19 protein-coding genes and 1 pseudogene are annotated in these 22,385 nt (G+C 70.7%); 6 read left to right on the top strand and 14 right to left on the bottom strand.

Going from position 1 to position 22,385, the window contains the following annotated elements:
* Window positions 1-4: 4 nt before the first annotated feature.
* The 3 genes from LCY71_RS00305 to cbiT are packed head-to-tail and all read right to left on the bottom strand — an operon-like array spanning window position 5 to window position 2,336.
* Window positions 5-904, bottom strand: a complete 900-nt coding sequence (locus LCY71_RS00305; RefSeq protein ID WP_225334375.1) for a cobalt-precorrin-4/precorrin-4 C(11)-methyltransferase — start codon at window positions 902-904, stop codon at window positions 5-7.
* Window positions 901-1,749 carry a cobalt-factor II C(20)-methyltransferase gene (locus LCY71_RS00300; RefSeq protein WP_225334374.1) on the bottom strand — a complete coding sequence of 283 codons (849 nt, stop codon included), beginning with the start codon at window positions 1,747-1,749 and terminating at the stop codon, window positions 901-903. The genes LCY71_RS00305 and LCY71_RS00300 overlap by 4 nt, the downstream gene beginning before the upstream one ends.
* Window positions 1,746-2,336 (bottom strand): precorrin-6Y C5,15-methyltransferase (decarboxylating) subunit CbiT, encoded by a 591-nt coding sequence (gene cbiT / locus LCY71_RS00295; RefSeq protein WP_225334373.1) that lies wholly within the window; start codon window positions 2,334-2,336, stop codon window positions 1,746-1,748. Before cbiT ends, LCY71_RS00300 begins: the two co-directional genes overlap by 4 nt.
* Before the next feature lie 150 nt (window positions 2,337-2,486).
* Here cbiT and LCY71_RS00290 point away from each other — a divergent pair, with 150 nt between their 5' ends.
* Window positions 2,487-3,287, top strand: coding sequence for a DUF7839 domain-containing protein (locus LCY71_RS00290; protein ID WP_225334372.1), 801 nt, complete (start codon window positions 2,487-2,489; stop codon window positions 3,285-3,287).
* A gap of 221 nt (window positions 3,288-3,508) precedes the next feature.
* Here the strand turns inward: LCY71_RS00290 and LCY71_RS00285 are convergent, their stop codons facing one another.
* A complete protein-coding gene (locus tag LCY71_RS00285) occupies window positions 3,509-4,708 on the bottom strand; it encodes a carboxylate--amine ligase (RefSeq protein WP_225334371.1) in 1,200 nt (399 codons plus the stop codon).
* A 122-nt stretch (window positions 4,709-4,830) separates the two neighbouring features.
* Window positions 4,831-5,676, bottom strand: coding sequence for a VOC family protein (locus LCY71_RS00280; RefSeq protein WP_225334370.1), 846 nt, complete (start codon window positions 5,674-5,676; stop codon window positions 4,831-4,833).
* Between the two features lie 33 nt (window positions 5,677-5,709).
* Here LCY71_RS00280 and LCY71_RS00275 point away from each other — a divergent pair.
* Window positions 5,710-6,652 (top strand): annotated as a pseudogene (locus tag LCY71_RS00275) (dehydroquinate synthase/iron-containing alcohol dehydrogenase family protein).
* A 130-nt stretch (window positions 6,653-6,782) separates the two neighbouring features.
* Window positions 6,783-7,130, top strand: a complete 348-nt coding sequence (locus LCY71_RS00270; RefSeq protein ID WP_225334368.1) for a winged helix-turn-helix transcriptional regulator — start codon at window positions 6,783-6,785, stop codon at window positions 7,128-7,130.
* Here the strand turns inward: LCY71_RS00270 and LCY71_RS00265 are convergent, their stop codons facing one another.
* Window positions 7,131-7,532, bottom strand: coding sequence for a CBS domain-containing protein (locus tag LCY71_RS00265; RefSeq protein ID WP_225334367.1), 402 nt, complete (start codon window positions 7,530-7,532; stop codon window positions 7,131-7,133).
* 114 nt (window positions 7,533-7,646) lie between these two features.
* On the opposite strand from LCY71_RS00265, the gene LCY71_RS00260 reads away from it, so the two are divergent.
* Complete coding sequence (locus LCY71_RS00260) at window positions 7,647-8,675, top strand: threonine aldolase family protein (protein ID WP_225334366.1); 1,029 nt, start codon at window positions 7,647-7,649, stop codon at window positions 8,673-8,675.
* A gap of 139 nt (window positions 8,676-8,814) precedes the next feature.
* Entirely contained in the window at window positions 8,815-10,077 is a 1,263-nt protein-coding gene (locus tag LCY71_RS00255) for an ATP-binding protein (protein ID WP_225334365.1), read from the top strand.
* Here LCY71_RS00255 and LCY71_RS00250 read toward each other — a convergent pair.
* A complete protein-coding gene (locus tag LCY71_RS00250; protein WP_225334364.1) occupies window positions 10,074-11,255 on the bottom strand; it encodes a pyridoxal-phosphate-dependent aminotransferase family protein in 1,182 nt (393 codons plus the stop codon). The two genes, LCY71_RS00255 and LCY71_RS00250, sit on opposite strands and share 4 nt — an antisense overlap.
* Window positions 11,256-11,442: 187 nt before the next feature.
* On the opposite strand from LCY71_RS00250, the gene LCY71_RS00245 reads away from it, so the two are divergent.
* Complete coding sequence (locus LCY71_RS00245; protein WP_225334363.1) at window positions 11,443-13,365, top strand: beta-CASP ribonuclease aCPSF1; 1,923 nt, start codon at window positions 11,443-11,445, stop codon at window positions 13,363-13,365.
* 23 nt (window positions 13,366-13,388) lie between these two features.
* Here LCY71_RS00245 and LCY71_RS00240 read toward each other — a convergent pair whose 3' ends face one another.
* The 7 genes from LCY71_RS00240 to LCY71_RS00210 are packed head-to-tail and all read right to left on the bottom strand — an operon-like array spanning window position 13,389 to window position 22,308.
* Window positions 13,389-14,648: a P-loop NTPase gene (locus LCY71_RS00240; protein WP_225334362.1), complete on the bottom strand. Its 1,260-nt coding sequence runs from the start codon at window positions 14,646-14,648 to the stop codon at window positions 13,389-13,391.
* 4 nt (window positions 14,649-14,652) lie between these two features.
* Entirely contained in the window at window positions 14,653-15,291 is a 639-nt protein-coding gene (locus LCY71_RS00235; RefSeq protein WP_225334361.1) for an aldehyde dehydrogenase family protein, read from the bottom strand.
* Window positions 15,288-16,196, bottom strand: a complete 909-nt coding sequence (locus LCY71_RS00230; protein ID WP_225334360.1) for a HEAT repeat domain-containing protein — start codon at window positions 16,194-16,196, stop codon at window positions 15,288-15,290. The genes LCY71_RS00235 and LCY71_RS00230 overlap by 4 nt, the downstream gene beginning before the upstream one ends.
* Window positions 16,193-17,203, bottom strand: coding sequence for an ethylbenzene dehydrogenase-related protein (locus LCY71_RS00225; RefSeq protein WP_225334359.1), 1,011 nt, complete (start codon window positions 17,201-17,203; stop codon window positions 16,193-16,195). Before LCY71_RS00225 ends, LCY71_RS00230 begins: the two co-directional genes overlap by 4 nt.
* The gene (locus LCY71_RS00220) at window positions 17,196-17,909 is read right to left on the bottom strand and encodes a molecular chaperone TorD family protein (protein WP_225334358.1); all 714 of its coding nucleotides are present in this window, start codon (window positions 17,907-17,909) and stop codon (window positions 17,196-17,198) included. Before LCY71_RS00220 ends, LCY71_RS00225 begins: the two co-directional genes overlap by 8 nt.
* 9 nt (window positions 17,910-17,918) lie before the next feature.
* Window positions 17,919-19,094, bottom strand: coding sequence for a 4Fe-4S dicluster domain-containing protein (locus tag LCY71_RS00215; protein ID WP_225334357.1), 1,176 nt, complete (start codon window positions 19,092-19,094; stop codon window positions 17,919-17,921).
* 34 nt (window positions 19,095-19,128) lie between these two features.
* On the bottom strand, window positions 19,129-22,308 hold the full coding sequence (locus LCY71_RS00210) for a molybdopterin-containing oxidoreductase family protein (protein ID WP_225334356.1): 3,180 nt from the start codon (window positions 22,306-22,308) through the stop codon (window positions 19,129-19,131).
* Window positions 22,309-22,385: the final 77 nt, after the last annotated feature.

The raw sequence follows: 22,385 nt of genomic DNA, 5'->3' as shown, positions 1-22,385 counted from the left end.
CATCCTAGTCGTCGGCCTCCTGCGAGGCAGCGTCGTCCCCGTCTGATCCCCGGTTCGCCCAGTCGCCGTAGAGGTAGGACCGCTCGTAGCCGTCGCCGCCGACGGCGTCGCCGATCAGGACGAGCGCGGAGGCACGGTAGCCGGCCTCCTCGACCTTCTCGGAGATCGTCCCGATGGTCCCCTCGATGACGTCCTCGTCGGGCCAGGAGGCGTGATAGACCACGGCGACAGGCGTCTCTGGATCGTGGCCGTCCGCCAGCAGGCGGTCCATCGTGTCCGCGACGGCGTGGGTCCCGAGGTAGACGCAGGTGGTCACGTCGCCCATCTCGACGAACTCGGAGATGTGGTCCTCGTCGGGGTCCAGCGTCTCGCCCTGCGGTCGGGTGAAGGCGACGTGGTTGGCGACCTCGTTGAGCGTCAACTGCGTGTGCAGGGTCGCGCTGGCGGCGAACGCCGACGTGACGCCGGGGACGACGTAGGTGGGGACGCCCTCGTGCTCCAGCGCGTCCATCTGCTCCAGCGCCGCACCGTAGATGGCCGGGTCGCCGCTGTGGAGGCGCACCACCTCGCGGCCGCCCTCGTAGGCGTCACGCAGCAGCGGGATCAGCTCCTCGAGGTCCTTGCCGATGGAGGAGACCGTCTCCGCGTCGGCGCAGTACTCCTCCAGGAGCTCGCTGTTGACCAGCGAGCCCGCGTGGACCACGAGGTCGGCGTCGGCGAGCAGCTCGCGGCCGGCGACGGTCAGCAGGCGCGGATCGCCGGGACCCGCACCCACGAACGGAATCCCCTCCTGCTCGTCGCCGGCGCTGTGTTCGTCGACGCGCCGGTCTCGATCGCCCGCTGCCTCGTCGATGGCGGCCTGCGGGTCTTCGGCGGCTCCCGCGTCGTCGGGCGCGTCGCTCATCGCCGCACCTCGTCGCCGCAGAGTTCGCTCTCGGAGCGCTCCTGACGGGCGCGGGCGCTGACTGGTCTGTGGTCCCCGCCGTCAGATCTGCGGTCTGACGAGGATCGCACTCCTTCGGAGTGCTCACCCCCGTCCGTCACGACGCCGGCCTCGTCCGCGCCCTCGAGGAACGCGTCGGTCGCCTTCTCGACGCGGGCGTCGGGGCGTTCGGCGTAGGCCAGCGTGTAGTAGTCTCGCTCGGCGACGTCGGTCGGGTCGTCCGTCACCACTGTCTCGCCCTGCTCCATGTAGAGCCGGCGGCCGTAGACCACGTCGTAGCCGGCCTCCACGAGGCCCCCGTGGGTCGCCGGCGCGTCGGTCACCTTGAACAGGACCATCCGGTCGGGACCGGTGGGCGAGGCCCCCTTGTCGGCCTCCCGGAGCGCGATGCCGGCGCCGGCAGGGATCTCGACGCCCAGCGCGGTGGCGAAGGCCGTCACCGCGCTGACGCCGGGGACGATCTCGAGGTCGACGTCGGGGTGGAACGCGCGCATCGTCCGCCGGAGGTGGCCGAACGTGGAGTAGACGTTCGGGTCGCCCAGCGTCACGAAGGCGGCGTCGCCGCCGCGGGCGCGTGGCGCGATCTCCGCGGCCGCCTCCTTCCAGGCGGCCCGGAGCCGCTCCTCGTCGCGGGTCATCGGGAAGTCGAGGTCGCCGATGCGCTCCTCCGGGACGTGCTCGGTCGCGACGGAGCGCGACAGGCGACCGGGCGAGAAGACGACGTCGGCCTCCGCCAGAACCCGCTTCCCGCGGACGGTCACGAGGTCCGCGTCGCCCGGACCGAGCCCGACGCCGTAGAGCGTCATCGGGGCTCACCCCGAGTTCCGCCGTCAGCGGCGACCGCCTCGCCGCTTTTGACGCCGCCAACCAGCATGTAGACGGGGTTGTCCGAGTCGAAGCTCGTCGCACCGGCCAGCTCGTAGCCGCGGCTGACCTGGAACTGGACGACCTCGTCCAGCAGGTCGCGCTCTCGGAACGTCTCCGTCGCGGCGCCGGCGACCTCGAGCCGGGAGACGTTCATGAGCACGCGGTCGACGCCGGTCTCGACGGCGTGGTCGAGGACGGCCTCGTAGTTGCGGCTGCCGCCCAGGAACAGGGCGTCGGCGTCGTCGGGGAGGCCGTCGGGCGCCTCCGCCGCGCGCAGGTCGACGTCGGCGTCGACGTCGTTGGCGGAGAGGTTCCGCTCGGTCGTCTCCAGGCGGTCGGGGTCGCGCTCCAGCGCCGTCACGCGGCCGGCCCGGCGAGCGGCCCCGACGGTGACCGCGCCGGTGCAGGAGCCGACCTCGACGAAGTGGTCGTCGGGACCGAGGCCCAGTTTCTGCAGGAGGACGGCCCGGACCTCCGGCTTGGTCGGACCGGCCTTCGCGTCGTAGGGGAGTGCAACGCGGCTCATCGACCAGGACAACTCTCGTGAGCCCTAAAACAATTTTGGTTGTATTAGGGAAATCCTGATTGATGGTTATGCTCCGAATTGCCGGTAACTCGGCAACTACGTCGTCAGTAAGGCAAAGATATTTGCACGAGGACTCCCGAGCCACGGCCAATGGCCGACGACGCCGACGACGCGAGCGTCCTCCGGAGCAAGCGCAACGCGACCCAGTACCAGATCCTGGTGGAGATCGCGGAGCGCCAGCCGGCGGTCAGCCAGCGGGAGATCGCCGACGAGATCGGCATCACCTCGCAAGCGGTCTCTAACTACCTACAGGACCTCGTCGAGCGGGAGTACGTCCGCAAGCACGGACGCGGGCGCTACGAGGTGACCAAGGAGGGCGTCGACTGGCTCATCTCACAGACGGACGGCCTCCGCGAGTTCGTCTCCCACGTCTCCGAGGAGGTGATCGGCCAGGTCGAGGTCGACACCGCCATCGCGACCGCGGACGTCTCGGAGGGCGCCACGGTGTCGCTGACGATGCGGGACGGCGTGCTCCGCGCCACGCCCGGCGAGACCGGAGGCGCGACGGCCGTCGCCGTCTCCGACGCCGAGGCCGGCCGCGACGTCGGCATCACCGACTTCGACGGCGTCGTCGACTACGACTACGGCGCGGTGACCGTGGTGACGGTCCCGCCCATCCGCGACGGCGGCAGCGCGGAGGTGGACGCCGACGCGGTCGCGGAGCGAGCGTCCGACCACGACCTCGTGGCCGTCGCCGGCAACGAGGCGGTAGCGCTCGCGGACGCGGCCGGTCTCGATCCCGACGTCCGCTTCGCCACCGACGAGGCCGTCACGGAGGCCGCCACGCGCGGTCTGGACGTCCTCCTGCTGGCCGTGGGCGACCGGCTCGCCGCGCACACGGACGGCCTCAGGAATCAGAACGTGGCCTACGAGGTCGTCGACCTGACCTGAGAAGCGCCACGATCCGCTCGACCGCGTCACGCGGACCGTCGTAGCCCCGTCTCAGTCGGACCGCCCGCCGTCGGGCAGTCGTCCCGGTATCGACCGACGACAGTCCGTCTCGGCCCGACTCGACGTCGGCGTTCGGCGCGGTGCGCTTCACGCCGTCGATGCCGTCGAACGCGCCGAGCGAGACGGCCACAGCGACCGGGAACAACCGGTGTCCGGCGGATTCAGACCTCGACGGGGAGGGTGTTCAGCACGCCCCGGAGGAACGGCCCGGGGTCGTCGATCGCGAAGTAGTCGAAGTGCGGCTCGGTCAGGATGGAGATCGCGACGGCCCACAGCGACCCGGCGACCGACGGCCGCTCGACCAGCGGGGAGTCCTCGTTCAGGACGCTGGTGAGATACGCCAGTTCGCCGTGGAGGAAGTGGCTCCCGACGCCAAGCTCGTAGTCCGGATTGATCTCGTCCGCCCGACCGGTCGCGAGCAGCCAGTAGTGATAGGGGAAGTCGACGCCGGCCCGGACCGTCGACGGCAGCGACTGCCACATCCGGGGGTTGATCTCCGTGAGGACGAACTCGCCCGTATCGGCGTCGTGCATGTACTCGATGCAGGCGAGGCCGTGCCAGTCCAGTTCCGACAGCAGCGCGCGGGCGACCTGTTCCAGTTCGGGGACGTACACCGACCGCCGATACACGCCGCCCCCGCCGGTGTAGGAGGTGCCACGGATCTGGCGGTGCTGGAAGGTCGCCAGCGGCTCGCCGTGGTCGTAGATGCCGGCGAACATGTACTCGTCGTCGTAGGGAACGAACTCCTGAACGATCGGGTCGTGGTCCATCTCCTCGCGGAGCGCGTCGGCGTCGGGGACGTCGCCCGGTTCGACGTGGTGGACGTCCTTGACCACGTCCACCTCCGAGGGGCTCATCCCCTCCACGAAGGCGTCGGCGAGGACGTTGTACCTGGACTTGACGATCCGCTGCCCCTCCCAGTCGTCGACCGCCGAGAGCCGCTGCGTCTCGGGGACGGGGACGCCCGCGGACTCCGCGACCGCCGCCAGCTGAAGCCGGTCCTGAACGGCCCGGAGCTGGTCCAGCGAGGGGACGGGCAGCGAGACGTGCTCCTCGAACTCGTCGCGATACCTGGAGAGCACGTAGCAGTCCTCCGGCCGCACCGGGATCACGGTCCGGATCGACGGCCGCTCGGCGAGCGACAGCAGCGCGTCGCGGTAGGCGATCAGATCGTCCCGCGGGGGCGGGAGCGAGACGGACTCGGCGCAGTACCGGGACGCACCTGCCGGGACGCCGTCCTTGTCCGAGGCCACGACGGCCCCGACGCCCCGGTCCGCCAGCGACCGCACGCAGACGTAGCTCGCAGCGTCGTGCCCCGTCGGAATCAACACGCGTTCGTCGGCCCCCCTGGACTGCGTCATGCTACGGCGTTCCCGCACGACGGTAATCAGTATAGACCAGTAAAACTCGCTCGGGGGGTCGGTAGGCGTCGACTACGGCGCCGGACCGGTCGCGTCGCTCGCTTCACCACGCCCGCGTCCGGTCATTCCGGGGTGCGCAAGCGGAGTTTGATACCGTCCGGATCCGTCACCTCGAGGCCGCCGTCCCGTTCGCTCCCGCTCGCGTCTTCGAGGTCCCGCCCCTCGCTCGCGACCTCGCGAACGCCCGCCAGCGCGTCGGCGTCGGGCACCACCAGCTCGAACCACGCGAGCCCGCGGTCGCTCGCCGGTCTCGACCGGTTCTCCCACGTGTTCAGCCCGACGTGGTGATGGTAGTCGTCGGCGGCGACGAACAGCGCCGCGGTACCGAACTCCTGCCGGACGCGGAGTCCGATCTCGTCGACGTAGAACCGGCGGGACCGGTCGACGTCCGTGATCGCCAGGTGGACGTGCCCGACGTCGGTCCCGTCGGGCATCGCCTCGCCGTCGCCGGCCGCGTCGCGGAGGTCGTCGAGCGTCAGCGGGCGGGTCTCCATCCGGACGCGCCCGTCGGCCGTCACCGGCCACTCCTCGCGGGGCTTGTCGACGTATATCTCGACCCCGTTGCCGGCCGGGTCGGTGAGATACAGCGCCTCGCTCACGAGGTGATCGGAGGCGCCCGTCAGTTCCCACTCGGCCTCGACGCGGCGCAGGGCGTCGCCGAGCGCAGCGCGCGTCGGCACCCTGAACGCGACGTGGTAGAGCCCGGCCTCGTCGGCCCGTCGTTCGGGCACGTCCGGCGCGGATTCCAGTACCAGCAGTGGCTCGTCCGCACCGAGAACGACCCGGTCGGTAGTCCGCTCGTGGACGCGGAGCCCGACGACCCGCTCGTAGAAGTCCGCGGCTCCCTCGACGTCGCCGACCCGGAGCGCGACCCGTCCGACGCGCGTCGACGGCGGTAGTTCGTCCATGTTGTTCGTTCGCTCACGCCCCAGATATATGCTATGCTCGATCCAACGTCGTCCATGGCCGCCTTTCGATTCGAGTACGACCCCGCGGTGCTCCGGTGCGGCCGCGGCGCCGTCGCGGACCTCGGCGCGGAACTGGACGCGCTGGGCCACGAGCGGGCGCTCGTGGTGACCGGCGGGACGGTCGGCTCGACCGACGCCCGTGGTGGCCGTCCCCACCACGATGGCCGGCGCCGACCACACCGATGCGGCGGGGATCACCGCGACGCCGGACGGGGGGCTCGTCGACCGGCCGGTCGACGGCGGCGTCTCCGATCCGGCTCTGATGCCGGCGGCGGTCGTCTACGACCCCGAACTGATCGAGACGACCCCGCGGAGCGTCCTCGCCGCGTCGGCGATGAACGGCTTCGACAAGGGGATCGAGACGCTGTACGCGCGGGCGTCGACGCCGATCACGGACGCGACGGCCCGGCGCGGCCTCCGGCAGTTCCGGGCGGGCCTGCTGGGGTTCGCCGACGGCGACCCCGGACCCGAGGACCTCGACCGGGCCGTCGAGGGCCTGGCGCTCGTCCAGTACGGCGTCTCGCGCCCCGACGCCGGTACGCTCTCGGTGATCCACGCCTTCGGCCACGGCGTCTCGCGTCCCTATCCCGTCCAGCAGGGTCGCGCCCACGGCGTCCTCGCGCCCTACGTCCTCGAGTACGTCTTCGACGCGGTCGACGGCCGCCGGGCCCTGCTCGCGGAGGCCCTGGGCGTCGGCGACGCCGACGACCCCGCGGCGGCGGTCGTCGACGCCGTCCGCGAGGTGGCCGACGCGCTGGGCCTGCCCGACCGGCTCCGGGACGTCGACGGTCCCGAACCCGGCGAGCTCGACGACGTGGCCCGCGCCGTCGTCGACGACGCGATGACGGCCGACGCTCCCGCGGGGCTCGACCCCACGCCCGCGGAGGTCCGCGAGGTGCTCGAAGCGGCCTGGTAGGCGGGCTCCCGGGGGACCGCTGGCACTCCGGCGGCGTCCGCCCACCTGGCTGTCGCGGATACATCTGGTTGCGTCGCGATACCCGGTTCGAATACGAACCTACTTCAGGGGCGGCGCAGTACGGACGGGTATGGCAGTGGAAGAGCGGCAGCAGGCGTCGGACCAGCACAGCGAGGAGACCTGCTACGTCGTCGACTCGCTGGAACAGATCGGCTCGCGCTGGCGGCTGGTCGTCCTCCACGACCTCCAGGAGGGCGAGAAGCGGTTCAACGAACTCAAGCGCTCGACGGGAGCCAGTTCGCGCACCCTCTCGCGGGTGCTGGACGACCTTCGGGAGACGGGTTTCGTCACTCGCCGCCTCGAGGAGGACGCCCCCGTCGCTACCTTCTACGCTCTCACCGACAAGGGCCGCTCGCTGTGTCCCGTCTTCGACGAGATCGAGGACTGGGCGGAGGAGTGGCTCGGCGACGAGGAGTAGCTACGCGGTCGACTGCAGTTCCGGGCTCGAGACGTAGCCGGCGAGGTCGGTCGTCGTCACGATGCCGATGACGCTGCCGTCGTCGTCGACGACCGGCAGGTGGTGGATGTTCTCCTCCACCATCGTCTCCGCGGCCTCGGCGACAGTGGTCTGGGCGGTCGCGGTCACCAGGTCCGTGGACATGTACCGCTTGACGGTGGTCTCCGCCTTGGGCTTGCTCGCGGCGACGATAGCGACGAAGTCCGTCGTGGTGAGGATACCCGCGAGGCCGTCCTCGTCGGTGACGAGCAGGGAGCCGATGTCACCGTCCAGCATGCGGTTCGCGGCCGCTTCGACGAACGTGTCCGTCGAGACGGTTACCGGGGCAGCCGTCATGATGCGACTGACGAAGATGTCGTTCATAGACGGGTAGTGGAGTGGCCCCCATTTATTTGTTACCTCTCCACACACCCCCGATCGCTCCGGAGTCGGCCCGCGACCCCAGAGTCTAACAGCTACGACCCCGTTCCGGAGGCCATGGACGCCATCGACCTCCGATCGGACACGGTGACGCGCCCGACTGAACGGATGCGTGAGGCCGCCCGCGACGCCGAAGTGGGCGACGACGTCTACGGCGAGGACCCCACCGTGAACGAGCTCGAGCGGCGCGCCGCCGAGGCCGTCGGCACGGAGGCCGCGCTGTACGTTCCCAGCGGCACGATGGGCAACCAGATCGCCGTCCGCACTCACACCGAGCGCGGTGACGAGGTGATCCTCGACCGGGAGTCCCACGTCTACCGGTGGGAACTCGGCGGCCCGGCGCAGCTATCGGGCGTCCAGTCCCGACCGATCGACGCCGGGGAGCGCTGCGTCCCCACGCCCGAGCAGGTCCGCGAGGCGCACGTCCCCGAGAGCCTCCACCGTCCCGGGACCGGGCTGCTGGCGCTGGAGAACACGCACAACTACCGGGGCGGCGTCGCCGTCCCGCCGGAGCGCATCGCCGCTGCGGCCGAGGCGGCCCACGGCCTGGACGTACCGGTCCACCTCGACGGGGCGCGGCTGTTCAACGCCGCCGTGGCGCTGGACGTCCCCGCGAGCGAACTGACTGCCCCCGTCGACAGCGTGATGTTCTGCCTCTCGAAGGGCCTGGGCGCGCCGGTCGGCTCAGTCCTCGCCGGGCCCGAGGCGTTCGTCGAGGAGGCCCGCCGCGTCCGAAAGCTGTTCGGCGGCGGGATGCGCCAGGCCGGGCTGATCGCGGCCCCCGGGCTCAAAGCCCTCGACTCGGTCGACCGACTCGCCGAGGACCACGACAACGCCGCCCTGCTGGCCGACGCGCTGGACGAACTGGCGGGCGTCAGAGCGCCCGAACCGGACACGAACGTCGTGGTCGCCGACACGTCGGAGCGGGGGCTCACCGCGGAGGAATTCGTGGCCGCGTGTGAGGACGACGGCGTGCGCGCGGGAGCGTTCGACGAGCACAGAACCCGCTTTTGCACCCACAGGGACGTCTCGCGGTCGGACGTCGAGGAAGCGATCGAGCGGATCCGCGATGCGCTGACCGAGTGACCGATCGCCGGCGGACGGGCCGGGTATCGCGGAACGACTCGAGGTTTTCGCGCCACGTCAGCGAGGAACGGGCGCAGATTTCAGACAGACTACATGTATTTGGTATGGAAGATAAATAAGACAGGGGACTAATCGACCTATGTCTCACCAGCGGGTCCGGAGCGCCGGGCCGTCGGTACTCGTCGCCCTCGGCAGTGCGCTCCTCGTGATCTCCCTCCTCTATCACCTCCGGGTAGAGCGCCGTGCGCTCGACGCGAGCGGTGGTCCCCTCCTCGCTCTGGCGGTCGACGGCCTGCTGGCGCTGATCCTCGCGTTCGCGGGGTCGGTGCTGGCGGACGCCGACCTGCGACCGGCGGACGAGTGGCGCGTGGTCGCGTGGACGGTCGCGGGCGGCGCGCTGCTCTCACTGGCCCACAGCGCGACCGTCGCAGTGCGGCTGATCGAGCACCGGGAGCTCTCTGAACCGGTCTTCGTCGCGCTGGTCACCGTCGAGGTGGGTGCCCTGGCCGGCTTCGTCGCCGGGTTCTACAACGCTCGCGCCAGGCGTGACGCACGGCAGAGCCGACGGGCACGGCAGGCACTCGGATTCGTCAACCGTGCGCTCCGCCACGACCTCGGCAACCAGTTGACTGTCGTCAGGGGCCGAGCCGACGTCATCGAGGACGCGGCCGGGTCGACTGACCCGGCCCGTATCCGCGAGTGGGCCGCGGACGTGTCCGAGACCGTCGACCAGTCCGAGACCCTCATCGATTCGACGGGCACCATGGCCGAGACGCTCCTCGGGGACACCGAGGGCGACGCCGTCGACCTCGCCGCCGTCGCGGCCGCCGTCTGCGAGCGCGCCGACGAGCGCTACCGGGCGACCGTCGACTGCGATCTACCAGACTCCGCGATGGTCCGTGGCAACGAGTCGCTCCAGTCGGTCGTCAGCAACCTCGTCGAGAACGCCGTCGAGCACGGCTCGACGAGCCCTCGCTCGGCTTCGCCTCGCGAGGACGCCGTCGAGCACGGTTCCACGAGCCCCGGCTCGCAGGCTCTCGAAGACGGGCCCGGCGAACCCGCCGCCGTCGACGCTTCGGTCCGCAGTCCGGACGGGCGCTCTGCGAGTCACGAGACGGGGGCGAGTCGGGTCGCAGCGCGACGCGCCGGCGTGGGAGACCTCACCGTCGACGTCTCGGTGGCGGTCGACGGCGACGTCGTCACGCTGCGCGTCGCGGACGACGGCGTCGGCGTCCCGGACGAGCGCAAGGCATCGCTGTTCGAGCCCCGCGGCGACGAGGCGCACGGCGGCGGCCTCCACCTCGCCGCGACGCTGGTCGAGCGCTTCGACGGGTCGATCAGCGTCTCCGACAACGACCCGCGGGGTGCCGTGTTCACAGTGGAGCTACCGCGTGCCCCCTAGAGCGAGTCACGCATCGCCGCCACGCCGGCGTCGGGGTCGACGGCGGCTCCCTGGCGGTCGAGCGCGTCGCCCAGCGAGGACAGGAGGTAAGACACGTTCTTCGCCCGTGCGGAGTGACCCATGCAACCGATGCGGAAGATGTCGCCCTCGAGGTCGCCGAGGCCGCTGGCGATCTCGAGGTCGTACGTCTCCAGCAGATACTCCATGACCTGCCCGTCGTCGACGCTGTCGGGCACGCGGACGGCGTTGAGGCTGGGCAGCCAGTACTCGTCCGGCGCGTTCATCTCCAGCCCCATCGCCTCGACGCCGGCCTTCAGCGCGCCGGCGACGCGGCGGTGGCGGTCCCAGCGCTCCTCGATGCCCTCCTCCGCGACCAGCCGGAGCGCCTCGCGGAGACCGTAGACGGCCGTGATCGGCGCGGTGTGGTGGTACGAGCGGTCCTCGCCCCAGTACCCCTCCAGCAGGCTGAGGTCGAGGTACCACGACCGGGCCGGCTCGTCGCGGGAGAGCACCTTGTCCATCGCGCGGTCGTTCAGCGTCAGCGGGCTGGCGCCGGGCGGACAGGAGAGGCACTTCTGGGGCCCGGCGTAGGCGACGTCGACGCCCCAGTCGTCGACCCGGAGCTCGACGCCGCCCAGCGAGGTCACGGTGTCGGCGATCACGTAGGCGTCGTGCTCGTGGGCGATCGAGGTCAGTTCGGGCACGTCGGGCTGGAGGACCCCCGTCGACGTCTCCGCGTGGACGAAGCCGAACACGTCTGGCTGGTGGGTGGCGAAGGCCTCCTCGACGGCGGCGGGGTCCAGCGGCTCGCCCCAGGGCGCGTCGACGTGGACGACCTCGCCGCCCGCGCGCTCGGCCATGCTCTCCATCCGGCCGCCGAAGTAACCGTTCGTCGGGACCAGCATCGTGTCGCCCGGTTCCACGAGGTTGCCGATGGCGGCCTCCATCGCCGCGGATCCGGTCCCGCTGACGGGAATCGTCCACTGGTTGTCGGTCCGGAACGTGTACCGGAGCAGCTCCTGGACCTCGTCCATGATCTCGATGAACGAGGGGTCCAGGTGGCCGACCAGCGGCGTGCTCATCGCTCGCAGCACGCGCGGATGTACGTCGCTGGGGCCAGGGCCCATCAGCGTCCGATCCGGCGGCGTCAACTCCTCGGTCTCGGGTGCCGACGTCATGGGGCTGGGTGTGTGACGCGCTCACGGAAAGCATTTGCGTCCGGCACCCGGGCCGGCCCCGGGACGGACGTGACTGTCCGGCGACCAGAAGCAAAGATTCTTAAGCGACGTCGGTCTGGCTTCAGACATAGTCAGCCGTCACTCGTGATTTTCGCGACGGCGCTGACAGGTGCAGACGTTTCCATACATGAGTTCCGCAGACGAGACCCTAGAGACGATACGGACACAGGTCGAGGACGAGACGCCAGACGACGTCGAGATCGCGTCGGTCACCTTCGAGGGGCCCGAACTGGTGGTCTACACGCCCGACGCGCGCAAAGTCGCCGACAGGAACGGCATCGTGCGCGACCTGGCGCAGCGCCTCCAGAAGCGGATCACCGTCCGGCCGACGCCGGACGCGCTGGTCCCGCAGCGCGAGGCCCGCGACACGATCCGCAGCCTGATCCCCGAGGACGCCGGGGTGCAGAACCTCGACTTCGACAGCGAGACCGGCGAGGTGTTCATCGAGGCCGAGAAGCCCGGCCTCGTGATCGGCCGCCACGGCGAGACGCTGGACGAGATCTCGGCCGCCGTCGGCTGGACCGCCGAGGTCGTCCGGACGCCGCCGATGGAGTCCTCGACCGTCTCGAACGTCCGGAACTTCCTCAAGCAGGAGCGCGACGAACGCCGCGACATCCTGGAACGGGTCGGTCGTCAGATCAACCGCCCCGTCTCCGACGGCGAGGACTGGGTCCGCCTGACGACGCTGGGCTGCTGTCGCGAGGTCGGCCGCGCCTCGTTCCTCCTCCAGACGCCCGAGTCGCGCATCCTCATCGACTGCGGCGACAAGCCCGGCGCCGCCGACGAGGTGCCCTACCTCCAGGCGCCCGAGGCGCTCGCTGCGGGTCCGAACTCCATCGACGCCGTCGTCCTGACCCACGCCCACCTCGACCACTCCGCCCTGATCCCCATCCTGTTCAAGTACGGCTACGACGGCCCCATCTACACCACCGAGCCGACCCGCGACCTGATGGGTCTGCTCCAGCTCGACTACCTCGACGTCGCCGCCAAGGAGGGCCGCACCCCGCCCTACGAGAGCCAGCAGGTCCGTGACGCGCTGAAGCACACCATCCCCGTCGAGTTCGGCAACGTCACCGACATCGCGCCGGACGTGAAGCTCACCATGCACAACGCCGGCCACATCCTCGGCTCCGCGGTGTGTCACTTCCACGTCGGCGAGGGGCTGTACAACGTCGCCTTCTCCGGCGACATCCACTACAAGGACACCCGGCTGCTGGACGGCGCGGTCAACGACTTCCCGCGCGTCGAGACGCTCGTGCTGGAGTCGACCTACGGCGGTCGCAACGACTACCAGACCGACCAGGAGGACTCCGAGCGCGTCCTCAAGCGCGTCATCAACGAGGCCCACGAGCGCGACGGCAAGGTCCTCATCCCCGCCTTCGCGGTCGGCCGCTCCCAGGAGCTGATGCTCGTCCTCGAGGAGGCCATGAGCTCCGGCGAGATCCCGGAGATGCCCGTCTACCTCGACGGGATGATCCGCGAGGCGACGGCGATCCACACCGCCTACCCCGAGTACCTCCGGGAGTCGCTGCGCCAGCGCATCCTCTACGAGGACGACAACCCCTTCCTCGCCGAGCAGTTCCAGCAGGTCGACGGCGGCGACGAGATGCGCCAGGACATCGCCGACGAGGGGCCCTGCATCGTCCTGACCACGTCCGGTATGGTCACCGGCGGGCCCGTCATGTCGTGGCTCCGCCTGCTCGGTAGCGACCCGGACAACACGATGGCATTCGTCGGCTACCAGGCCGAGGGGACGCTCGGCCGGCAGATCCAGCGCGGCCAGGACGAGATCACTCTCTCGGACCGCACCGGCCCCCGCGCCGAGCGCGTCTCCCTGAAGCTGAACGTCGAGACGGTCGACGGCTTCTCCGGCCACGCCGACCGCCAGGGGCTGGAGACGTTCGTCGAGACCATGCACCCCCGCCCCGAGAAGGTCCTCTGCGTCCACGGCGACGAGTCCTCGACCAACCAGCTCTCCTCGGCGCTCTACCAGAACTTCAACATGCGGACGTTCAACCCGAAGAACCTGGAGACGTTCCGACTCGTCTGAGCCGTCGCGGCTCCGCCCCTCCTCTATTCTGCCGCTGCCTCGCCAGCCCGGCCGCGCGCGGGCTTCGAGAACCGCACCGCCCACGTGCTCCCATCGCGTCGAGCCGTCGCGGTCTCGGGTTCGTCGTCGACGGCGTCCGCCACGGCCGAGCGCAGCGGCGCCGGGGGCTGATCGACGAGCACGTCCAGCGACTCGCCCGGGTCGAGTGCGTCGTACTCGGTCCGGACCTGATCGCGGCGGGCCCGTTCCGGGACGCCGCGAAGGTCCAGCGCGTCGGGCCCGGCGGCGATGCGGTCGGCCTCGTCCAGCGTCTCACGGACCGCGCCCGCGATCGACCGGAACGGGTCGGGCACGTCGCCGTCGGTCGACCGCAGGTCCTCGTCGACGGGCAGCTCCGCCAGGACCTCCGCCCGGACCTCGGGCGGCTCGCCGAAGGGGGCGTGCTCGTCGCCGCAACTGGGGCAGGTGTAGCCGGCCATGTTGAAGACGGCCCCGAGGACGGGCACGCCCTGCTCGCGGAACAGCGTCTCCGACCGGCCGGTGTCCCCGGCCGCGGTCGGGAACGGCGTCGACACCAGCACGACGCCGTCGATCGGGAACGACTGCAGCGCCGTGAGGACGACGTCGCCCGTCCCCGGCGGCAGGTCGACGACGAGCGTGTCGACGTCCCACGCCGCGTCGGTCAGCAGCTCCTCGACGGCCTCGTGGGCCATCGAGCCGCGCCAGGCCAGCGGCTCGTCGTTGGCGATCAGGCCGACGCTGACTGCCTGCACCCCGTCCCGTTCGACCGGCTTCGCGGCGCCGTCGGCGGTCGTCTCCAGCGGCCCCTCCAGGTCGAGGAGGTCGGGGACGTTCGGGCCGTACACGTCGGCGTCGAACAGTCCGACGGACTCGCCCTCGGCGGCCAGCCCGCGGGCCAGTTGCGTCGCGACGGTGGTCTTGCCGACGCCGCCCTTCGCGCTGGCGACGGCGACCACTCGGTCGACGCCGTCGAGCGTGATCCCGTGGTCCGGCCCCGCCGCGTCGGCGTCGACGCGGACGTCCTCGACGCCGGGTAGCTCCAGCGCGGCGGAGCGCATCCGGTCGGCCAGCAGGTCGGCCGTCTCGGGGTCGCGCCCGTCGAGGGCGGCGTCGACGGCGACGGCCCCGCCGGTCACGTCGATTCCGCCGACGGCGCCCGCGTCGACCACGTCCGTCCCGCTCGCCGGGTCCGTCACCTCGCGCAGCGCCGCCCGGACGTCGTCGGGGGTCGGTTCCGCGTCGCCGCTCTCGTGCTCGCTCATGCTGTCACCAGGTCTCCCCGTGGTCGGTCTCCGGCTCCGGCCCCTCCTCGGCGTCCATCAGCGTCCCGCCGTAGGGGCAGTACTCGACGTCGTACACCTCGTCGATCCGCTCCAGCAGGTCCTCGCGGCGGCCGACGAGGTCCGTCTCGAACGCCGACTGCTTCAGGGCGGCGACGATCGCCTCGTCGTCCAGTAGACCGTCGCCGTAGGCCGCGGCGACGCCGTCGCGGAACGTGTCGGCGTTGCGCCGGCAGCGCAGCCCCTCGTCGACGCCGTCCCGGACGTCGGCCTCGCCGGCGTCCAGTGGCACGGCCTCGAACCGCTCGATGGCGCGCTCGTCGTAGTCGGCGGCCTTCGAGAGGATCTCGGCGGCCCGCTCGACGCGGGAGAGGTTCGCCCACGCGTCGCGGGCGGCCGGCGCGACCATCGCGTCGACCACGTCGTCCCACGTCGTCGCGCGCTCGGGGTCCTCCAGCGCCTGCGCGACGAACGCGCCGACGTGTTCGTCGGGGACGGTCACGCCGAGCGACGAGTCGAGCGTCCCGCCGGAGCCGCCCGGGTCGCTCGCTCCGTCGTCGCCGTCGCCGCTGTCGTTCGCGTCCGGTGCCTCGCGGTCGTCCGTGGCGTCGAGTTCGTAGGTCATCGGTCGGTCATGTCGGAGTCGAGGTCGCGCCGCGGGTCGAACCCGGGAGCCCCGCCCGGCGCGGTCGACTCCTCCGACCAGCCGGTGGGGTCCGACGGGTCCGGCCGGAAGCCCTCGACCGCCTGGTCACCGGGCGTGTCCGGACCGCTCCCGGGCGCGGTCGGCGGGTCGACGTCGGCGTCGAGCCGATCGGGTTCGACGCCGCGGGCGTCGGCCAGCGCGTGCCTGGCCGTCCGCGCGACGTCCTCGCTGCGGTCGGTCAGGCCGTGGGTCTCCAGCGCCTCCTCGGCGCGGTCGGTGCCGATCCGGCCCAGCCCCTCGGCGGCCTTCGCCCGGGCGAAGGCGTTGGCCTCGCGGGCCAGCAGCGCCGCGAGGATCCGCTCGGCCTCCTCGCGGTCGGTCGGGTCGCGCCCGAGGAACTGCGCGGCGTACTCGCGGACGGCCGGATGGGGATCGGACTTGACGCGCTCGACGAGCAGGTCCTGATCGGCCGCGTCGAGCTTGCCCAGCGCGATGACGGCGTTGCGACGGACCCAGCCGCTGTCGTCTCCCAGCGCCTCGCGGAGGCGGTCGGCGTCGCCGCCGGCCCTGGAGAGGGCGACGACGGCCTCGGCCCGCACCCACGGCTCGGGGTCGTCGAGCGCGGTCTCGATGGCCTCCCTCCCCGTGCCGGCGACGCCCAGCGCCTCGACGGCGAACTGCCGGACGTCGGCGTCGTCGTCACCGCGGACGCGCTCTGTCAGCGCCGCGACCGTCGCGTCGTCGAGGCTCTCCTCGGCGCCGTCGACCAGCGCGAGCGCGGCCTCCCGGCGCGTCCGGGCCGCGTCGCCGGACAGGACCTCGCGGAGGCCGTCCTCCGTCTCCGCGGGGGCGCGACCCAGCGCGCTCCAGTTCTCGTGGCTCATTCCACGGCCCTCCAGTAGACGGCCGCCCAGCTGACGATCACGGCCGCGACGAGGCCGCCGAGGTAGCCGAAGGGCTGGGGGAGGCCGCCGCTGCCGCCGCCACCGCCGCTTCCCTCGCCGCTGCCGTCGCCGCCGTCGCCGTCGCTGCCACCGGGGTTCGCCGCCGACAGTTCGCCCGTCTCGGTGTCGAGCGTGCTGAACTGCAGCGTGATCGACTTCTTCCCGTTGACCTCGTCGGCGCTACCGTTCCAGGCGGCGAAGGCGAGGTACATCGACTCGTTGGCGCGGAAGACGGCGTCGTGGGTCCCGTCCGTGGCGTGCTCGCGAACGAACGCGACCGACCACTGGTCGCCGTCGCGCGTCGCGGTGGCGTCGACGTTCTGGGCGGGCGCGTGGGACAGCGAGCCGAAGCCGGCTGCGTAGTAGTTCTGCCCGTAGTCGTCGTACTCGCCCTGCGAGAGGGGGTTCCCGGCGGCCAGACCGGGCTTCGTCTCCCGGTCGGGATTGGGGTACGCGTACATGTCGCCGGTCCACTCCGCGTGGTCGTCGGCGCCGTACTGCCACTGGGCACGCCAGTACCAGATGTTGACCGGGGTGCCGGCCGCGCCCATCGTGATCGGCGGCTGCTCGCCGCTGCGGAACATGATCGCCGCGGCGTCGCTGTAACTCTCGGGCGAGGCGAGGCTGGTGTCGTTCGTCGGGTCGTCCCAGGTCAGCCGGAAGGCGACGTGGGAGTCGTTAGTCATCGCCTGCACCTCCATCTCGTCGACGCTCCCGCCGCCGTAGGGCAGGGCCATCTGCTGTTTCGACAGCGAGACGGTCCGCGAGGGCGCGTCGCTCCACTGCTGGCTGGCCGCGGCCTGGGGCACCTGATCGGTCGCGACTATCGGCTGCTGGCCGCCCGTGACAGCGGCCGTCACGGCTCCCTGGGCCACGACGAGCAGGGCGGCGACGACGGCGGCCGCCGCGGTGGCTCGCCGGGCGGCCCCGCGGTCGAACTCAGGCATCGGTCGTCACCCCCTGGGTCGACGCCGGGTCGGGGTGACTCGCCGCGTCGCGCTCGACCAGCGCGGCGGCCAGTTCGGCCGCGCGTGCGTAGACCTCGTGCGCGCCGTCAGCGGCGTCCGAATCATCCGGGCCGTTGCCCACCTCCGCCGTCACGGCGTGGGCGAGGTCGGGGACGAAGGCGACGAGGTGCTCGTCGACGGCCGTCGCGGTGGCCCGCGCCAGCCGGTCGGCCGCCTCCTCGTCGCTGTCGGCCAGCGCCGCGGCTCGCTGGGCGGCCAGCACCTGCAGCAGTTCGAGCTCGACCGCGACGTGGTCGTGGCGCTCGTCGAACTCGGAGCCGGGTTCGAGGCCGAACTGCTCCAGCAGGCCGACGACGGTGGCGATCCGGCGCTGCTTCTCGCCGACGTCGCCCTCGACGGTGTGCTCGGCCTCGTAGGGAACGACGGGGTAGGTGCCGTCCGCGCCGGGGACGCCGAACAGGTCGTTGTACGCCGATTCGAGCCCGTCTCTGTCGACGCCGTCGAGGGCCTCGATGAGCCGGTCGACCTCCTCGCGGGGGCCGACGGCGTCGCCGGCCGCCCGGACGGCCGACTGCACCTCGCCGTCGGTGAGGTCGGCGACGGTCGTCTCGTCCGGGAACTGGAGCGCCGCGGCGGCGTAGCCGTACAGTGCGGCGCGGCGCGCGTGGAACTGTTGATCCTCCATGGTATCACCTCAGGGCTGGTTGGTCCACTGTTCGCCCTCGCGGACCTCCATGGGCTCCTCGATGGGGACGTCCGCGACTTTCTCGCCGGTGCGGTCCCAGCCCCTCGCGCGGTCCTCGGTGACCTCGTAGGTCTCGATGAGCCGCGTCGTCGCGCCGAACAGCTGGAGGATGCCCAGCACCTCGTGGCTGGGGTTCCGGACCCGCTTCTGGACGATGCGGACGGACTCCTCGTAGGTGTCGCCCGGCCAGTCGTTGCGCTTTTCCTCCTCGTTGGGCGTGAACATCTGGGTCAGGAACTCCGGGGGCACGTGGTACGGCGGCATGTAGAACACCTGCGGCCGCGTGCCGAACTGCGGGTACAGCGGCAGCGCCACCTTCTCGTCGGAGTGGACGAGGTAGTTGATCGGCGAGCGACCGCCGGGAGCGTCGCCGCCGGGCGAGGGCGCGTCGGGCCCGCGGTTGATGTTGCCGTGCAGGCGTGTCTTCCCGATGCAGGAGGAGACGCAGCGGGGGACGTTACCCTCCTCGATGCGTGGGTAACAGCCGACGGGCTTCTCGGTGATGCCCGTCTCCGGGTTGTACATCGGCTTGTGGTAGGGACACCCCTTGACGCAGCGGCGGTAGCCGCGGCAGCGCTCCTGGTCGAGCAGGACGATGCCGTCCTCCTCGCGCTTGTAGATGGCCTGGCGCGGACAGGCCGCGAGGCAGGCGGGGTTCTTGCAGTGGTTGCACAGGCGCGGCAGGTAGAACTGCCACATGTCGTGGTACTCGCCTTCCTCGACGTCGGACTCGACGACGTCGCCCTCGGGGTACTCGCCGTGGACCTGATCGTCGCCCAGCGCGGGGTACTCCCATGCGCCCTTCTCGGCGATGTAACCGCGGACCTGCTCGCCGTCCCCGGCGGCGTCGAAGATGGTCTCGTCGGAGCCGAGGTCCTCCAGCAGGCGCATGTCCCAGCCCAGCGGGTAGCCGCCGTAGGGCTCGGTCTCGACGTTCATCCACCACATGTACTCCTCGCCCTCGCCGCTGGTCCAGGTAGACTTGCAGGCGAACGAGCAGGTGTTGCAGTTGATACAGCGGTTGATATTGACGACCATCCCCCAGTGGTAGTCCCGCTCCTCCTCGCGGTGCTCATAAGGGTAGCTGTGATCGCGGCCGAGTTGCGGGTTGTAGACATTTGCCATCAGTCGTCACCTCCTCCGGTCTCGCAGTTGCTCATCAGTCGTCACCTCCGGTCGGGGAACCGGGCTGCAGCGATCCGCCGATGTAGTCCTCGATCAGGTCGTCCCGGCGGGCGTCGCCGGGCCACCAGTCCGCCTCCTCGTACTTCTCGACCTCGACGAGGTCGTCGCGGTTCGTCCCGGTCGGGGCCCAGACGGTCTCCTCGTAGCCGTGTTCGAGTTCCGCCCCGTGCCAGGCGATCTCCTCCTCGACCGCCTCGGAGATGTTGGGGTCGCCGAAGACGGCCTTGTGGACGAGGTCGTCGGTCTCCTGCAGCGGGTCCAGCCACAGGTTCGTCGTCACGTTGTAGCCGCGTTCGGCGTCCTCGTCGGCCTCCTCGTCCTCCGGGAAGTGCTGGGGCCACCAGCCGTGCCAGATGGTCAGCTGGCCCATGTCGCCGGCCGAGCGCGGGCGCTGGCGCTCGCTGATCATCGCGCGCACGACGAGGCTCCCGCGGTCGTTCCCGATCCGGACGTAGTCGCCGTTATCGACGTCCATGTCCGCGGCGTCCTCGGGGTGGATCTCGACGAACGCCTCGCCCAGCGGCGCGGCGTCCTCGCTCTCGCCGTCGCCGGTCGGGAACGAGAAGTCGTCGACCAGCCGGTCGGTCCCCTCGGGGTCGGCGCTGACGCTGCCGAAGTCCCGGGCCGACCAGACGAGGTTCCAGTCGGTCATCCCCCACGAGGAGTGGGTCCGGTACTTCGGGTGCGGCGTGTTGTAGTAGAACTGGTACTCCTGGTCGTGGTAGATCGGGTTCTCCTCGTCCTTGGCCTCGTCCCACGTCTTGTTCCGGCCGTAGGGCGTCCCCTCGACGCTCTCGATGTGATCCAGGTCAGAGCGGCCCAGTTCGAGGAAGCGGTCCTCCTCCTTGTGGAACTCCATCCGGCCGGTCTTGGTGTAGAACGGTCGATCCTCGTGGATCTGCCCCCAGAAGGGGACCCGCGGGTAGGTCTTGAGCTGGAGGCGCTCGGGGCCGTCCTCCAGGTCCTCGACGTCGATGTCCCGGGTCGTCATGCCGGCGTCGAGCGCCTGCTGGATGTACTCCTTCGGGTCGCCGTCCTCGTCGAGGAACTCCGCGAAGTACTCCCGGTAGGAGTCGACGTTGCGCTCCGCGGGGTCGGTCTTCTCGTCGAGCTTCTCGGCGACCCTGGCCACGGCCTCCCCGTCCTGCATGGTGTCGTAGATGGGGTCCATCACCCCGCTGTCCATCTGCAGGAAGGGGTTCTCCGGTCCGACCGTGATGTCGGGGTACTCACATTCCAGCCAGGAGGGGACCGGCAGCACGATGTCGGCGTGGCGCGCCGAGTAGGTCATGTGCATGTCCGAGACGACGAACAGCTCGTTTTCCGTCTCGGGGTGCTTGACGAAGTTCTCGACGACGTGCTGCTGGTGTTTGGTCTGGTTCAGGAGGTTGCAGTTCATCGTCCAGAGGATCCGGGGCTTGGACATCGTGTAGGTGTCCGCGCCCTCCGGCACGACCGGCTCCTCGGCGTCCTCCTGGGGAGTGAGGTCCAGTTCCTCGTCGAAGTCGCCCCGGAGCTCGTGGGGGTCCAGCGACTCGCCGCCGAAGAAGGCGAAGGCGTAGCCGGGGTACATCCCGTGGGCGGAGTGGCCGTCGGGGTTGACGTACTCCGGGTAGCCGTCCAGCAGCTCGATCTTGTACTGGCCGGAGTAGTTGTAGTAGCCCGCGCCCCGTTCGCCGATGTTGCCCAGCATCGACTGGACGAAGAAGATGGTCCGCTGGAGCGAGTCGTTGGAGTGGAACCAGTGGTTGATCCCCTCGCCGGTGAACCACTGGCCCTTCTCGGCGTCGGCGAACTCCCGGGCGGTCTGGCGGAGCTTGTTGGCCGGGATGGTCGTGATGTCCTCGACCGTCTCCGGGTCGTAGTTCTCCACGACGTTGTCGCGCTGGCGCGCGAAGTCCGACCGGACGGCCACCGTCGACCCGTCGGCCAGTTCGACCTCGCGATCGACGTCCAGCCGGGGCTCGTCGGGCGTCTCCGAGCCGACCGACTCCCGGTCGACCGCCACGAGGTCGCCGTCCCGGCCGAGCGCCACGAAGTCGCCCCAGTCGCGCTCCTCGTTCTGGTGGTCGACGTCCTCGGGCGGGGCCTCGTAGTCCTCGAAGACTTCGTGTGCGCGGAGGTATTTCCCGTCGTCCTCGCGCACGAGCAGCGGCAGGCTCGTGAACTGCCGCATGAAGTCGGCGTCGTACAGCTCCTCGTCGATGATCACGTGGGCCACGCCCAGCGCGAACGCCGGGTCGGAGCCGGGGCGGACGGGGAGCCAGCGGTCGCACTTCTGGACCGTCGGCGAGTAGTCGGGATAGACGCCGACCATCTTGCCGCCCCGCTCGCGGGTCTCCTGCAGGAAGTGGTTGTCCGCGAGCTTGTTGTGGATCAGGTTCTTCCCCTGCATGATCGTGTAGTCGGCCTGTCGCCAGGCCGACGCGTCGGCGTCGCTGGTCTGGTAGCCCGTCGTGATGACGTGTCCCGGCGGCAGGTCGGCGTACCAGTCGTACTCCGTCCACTCGCAGCCGCCGAAGATGGACGCCAGCCGACGCCCCGCGCCGTGGCGGGTGATCAGCCCGTCGGACTTGATCGCGTTGAAGATGTGGAACCGCTTGTTGTCCTCCAGGTTCGCCATCTTCTCGGCGATCAGGTCGAACGCCTCCGCCCAGGAGACGCGCTCGAACTCGTCCTCGCCGCGGCCCTCCTGGTTCGGGTCCTCGGGGTCCCAGCCCTTGCGGACCATCGGGTACTTGATCCGCGAGGGCTCGAACGTCCGGCGGTGCAGCGACAGCCCTTTCATGCACCCGCGCGGGTTCCAGTGCTGGGTGACGTCGGCCTGCTCGTAGCCGCCCGGACTCCCCGGTCCGGGACTCCCCTCCTCCTCGTGGTAGATCTGCTCGGCCCGGATCGGTACCCCGTTTTTCATGTAGAAGTTCAGCGCGCACGACTGGGTGCAGTTCGGGTGACAGACCGTCCAGTCCACCTCGTCGTACGCGTATATCTCGTGATACACCTCCTCCCAGTCACGGTTGGGGTACGACCGGAGCGGGTTCTCGACGCTCGTGATCGGCTCCGTCGCCTGCGTGGCGCCCCAGGCACCGCCGACCATCGCCCCGACGGCGCCAGTCCCCGCCGCAGTCAGGAAGTCGCGCCGCGTCAGCGTCACGGTACACCCCTCCGGAGACCTGACAACGCGGTATGCTGTCGATGCATACCCGACGAGTCGACCCCCTGCCACCCTCA

The organism is Halomicrobium urmianum (assembly GCF_020217425.1).
Lineage (GTDB): Archaea > Halobacteriota > Halobacteria > Halobacteriales > Haloarculaceae > Halomicrobium > Halomicrobium urmianum.
The sequence above is the reverse complement of the archived record's forward strand: the minus strand, read 5'-3'. Positions and strand labels throughout refer to the sequence as shown.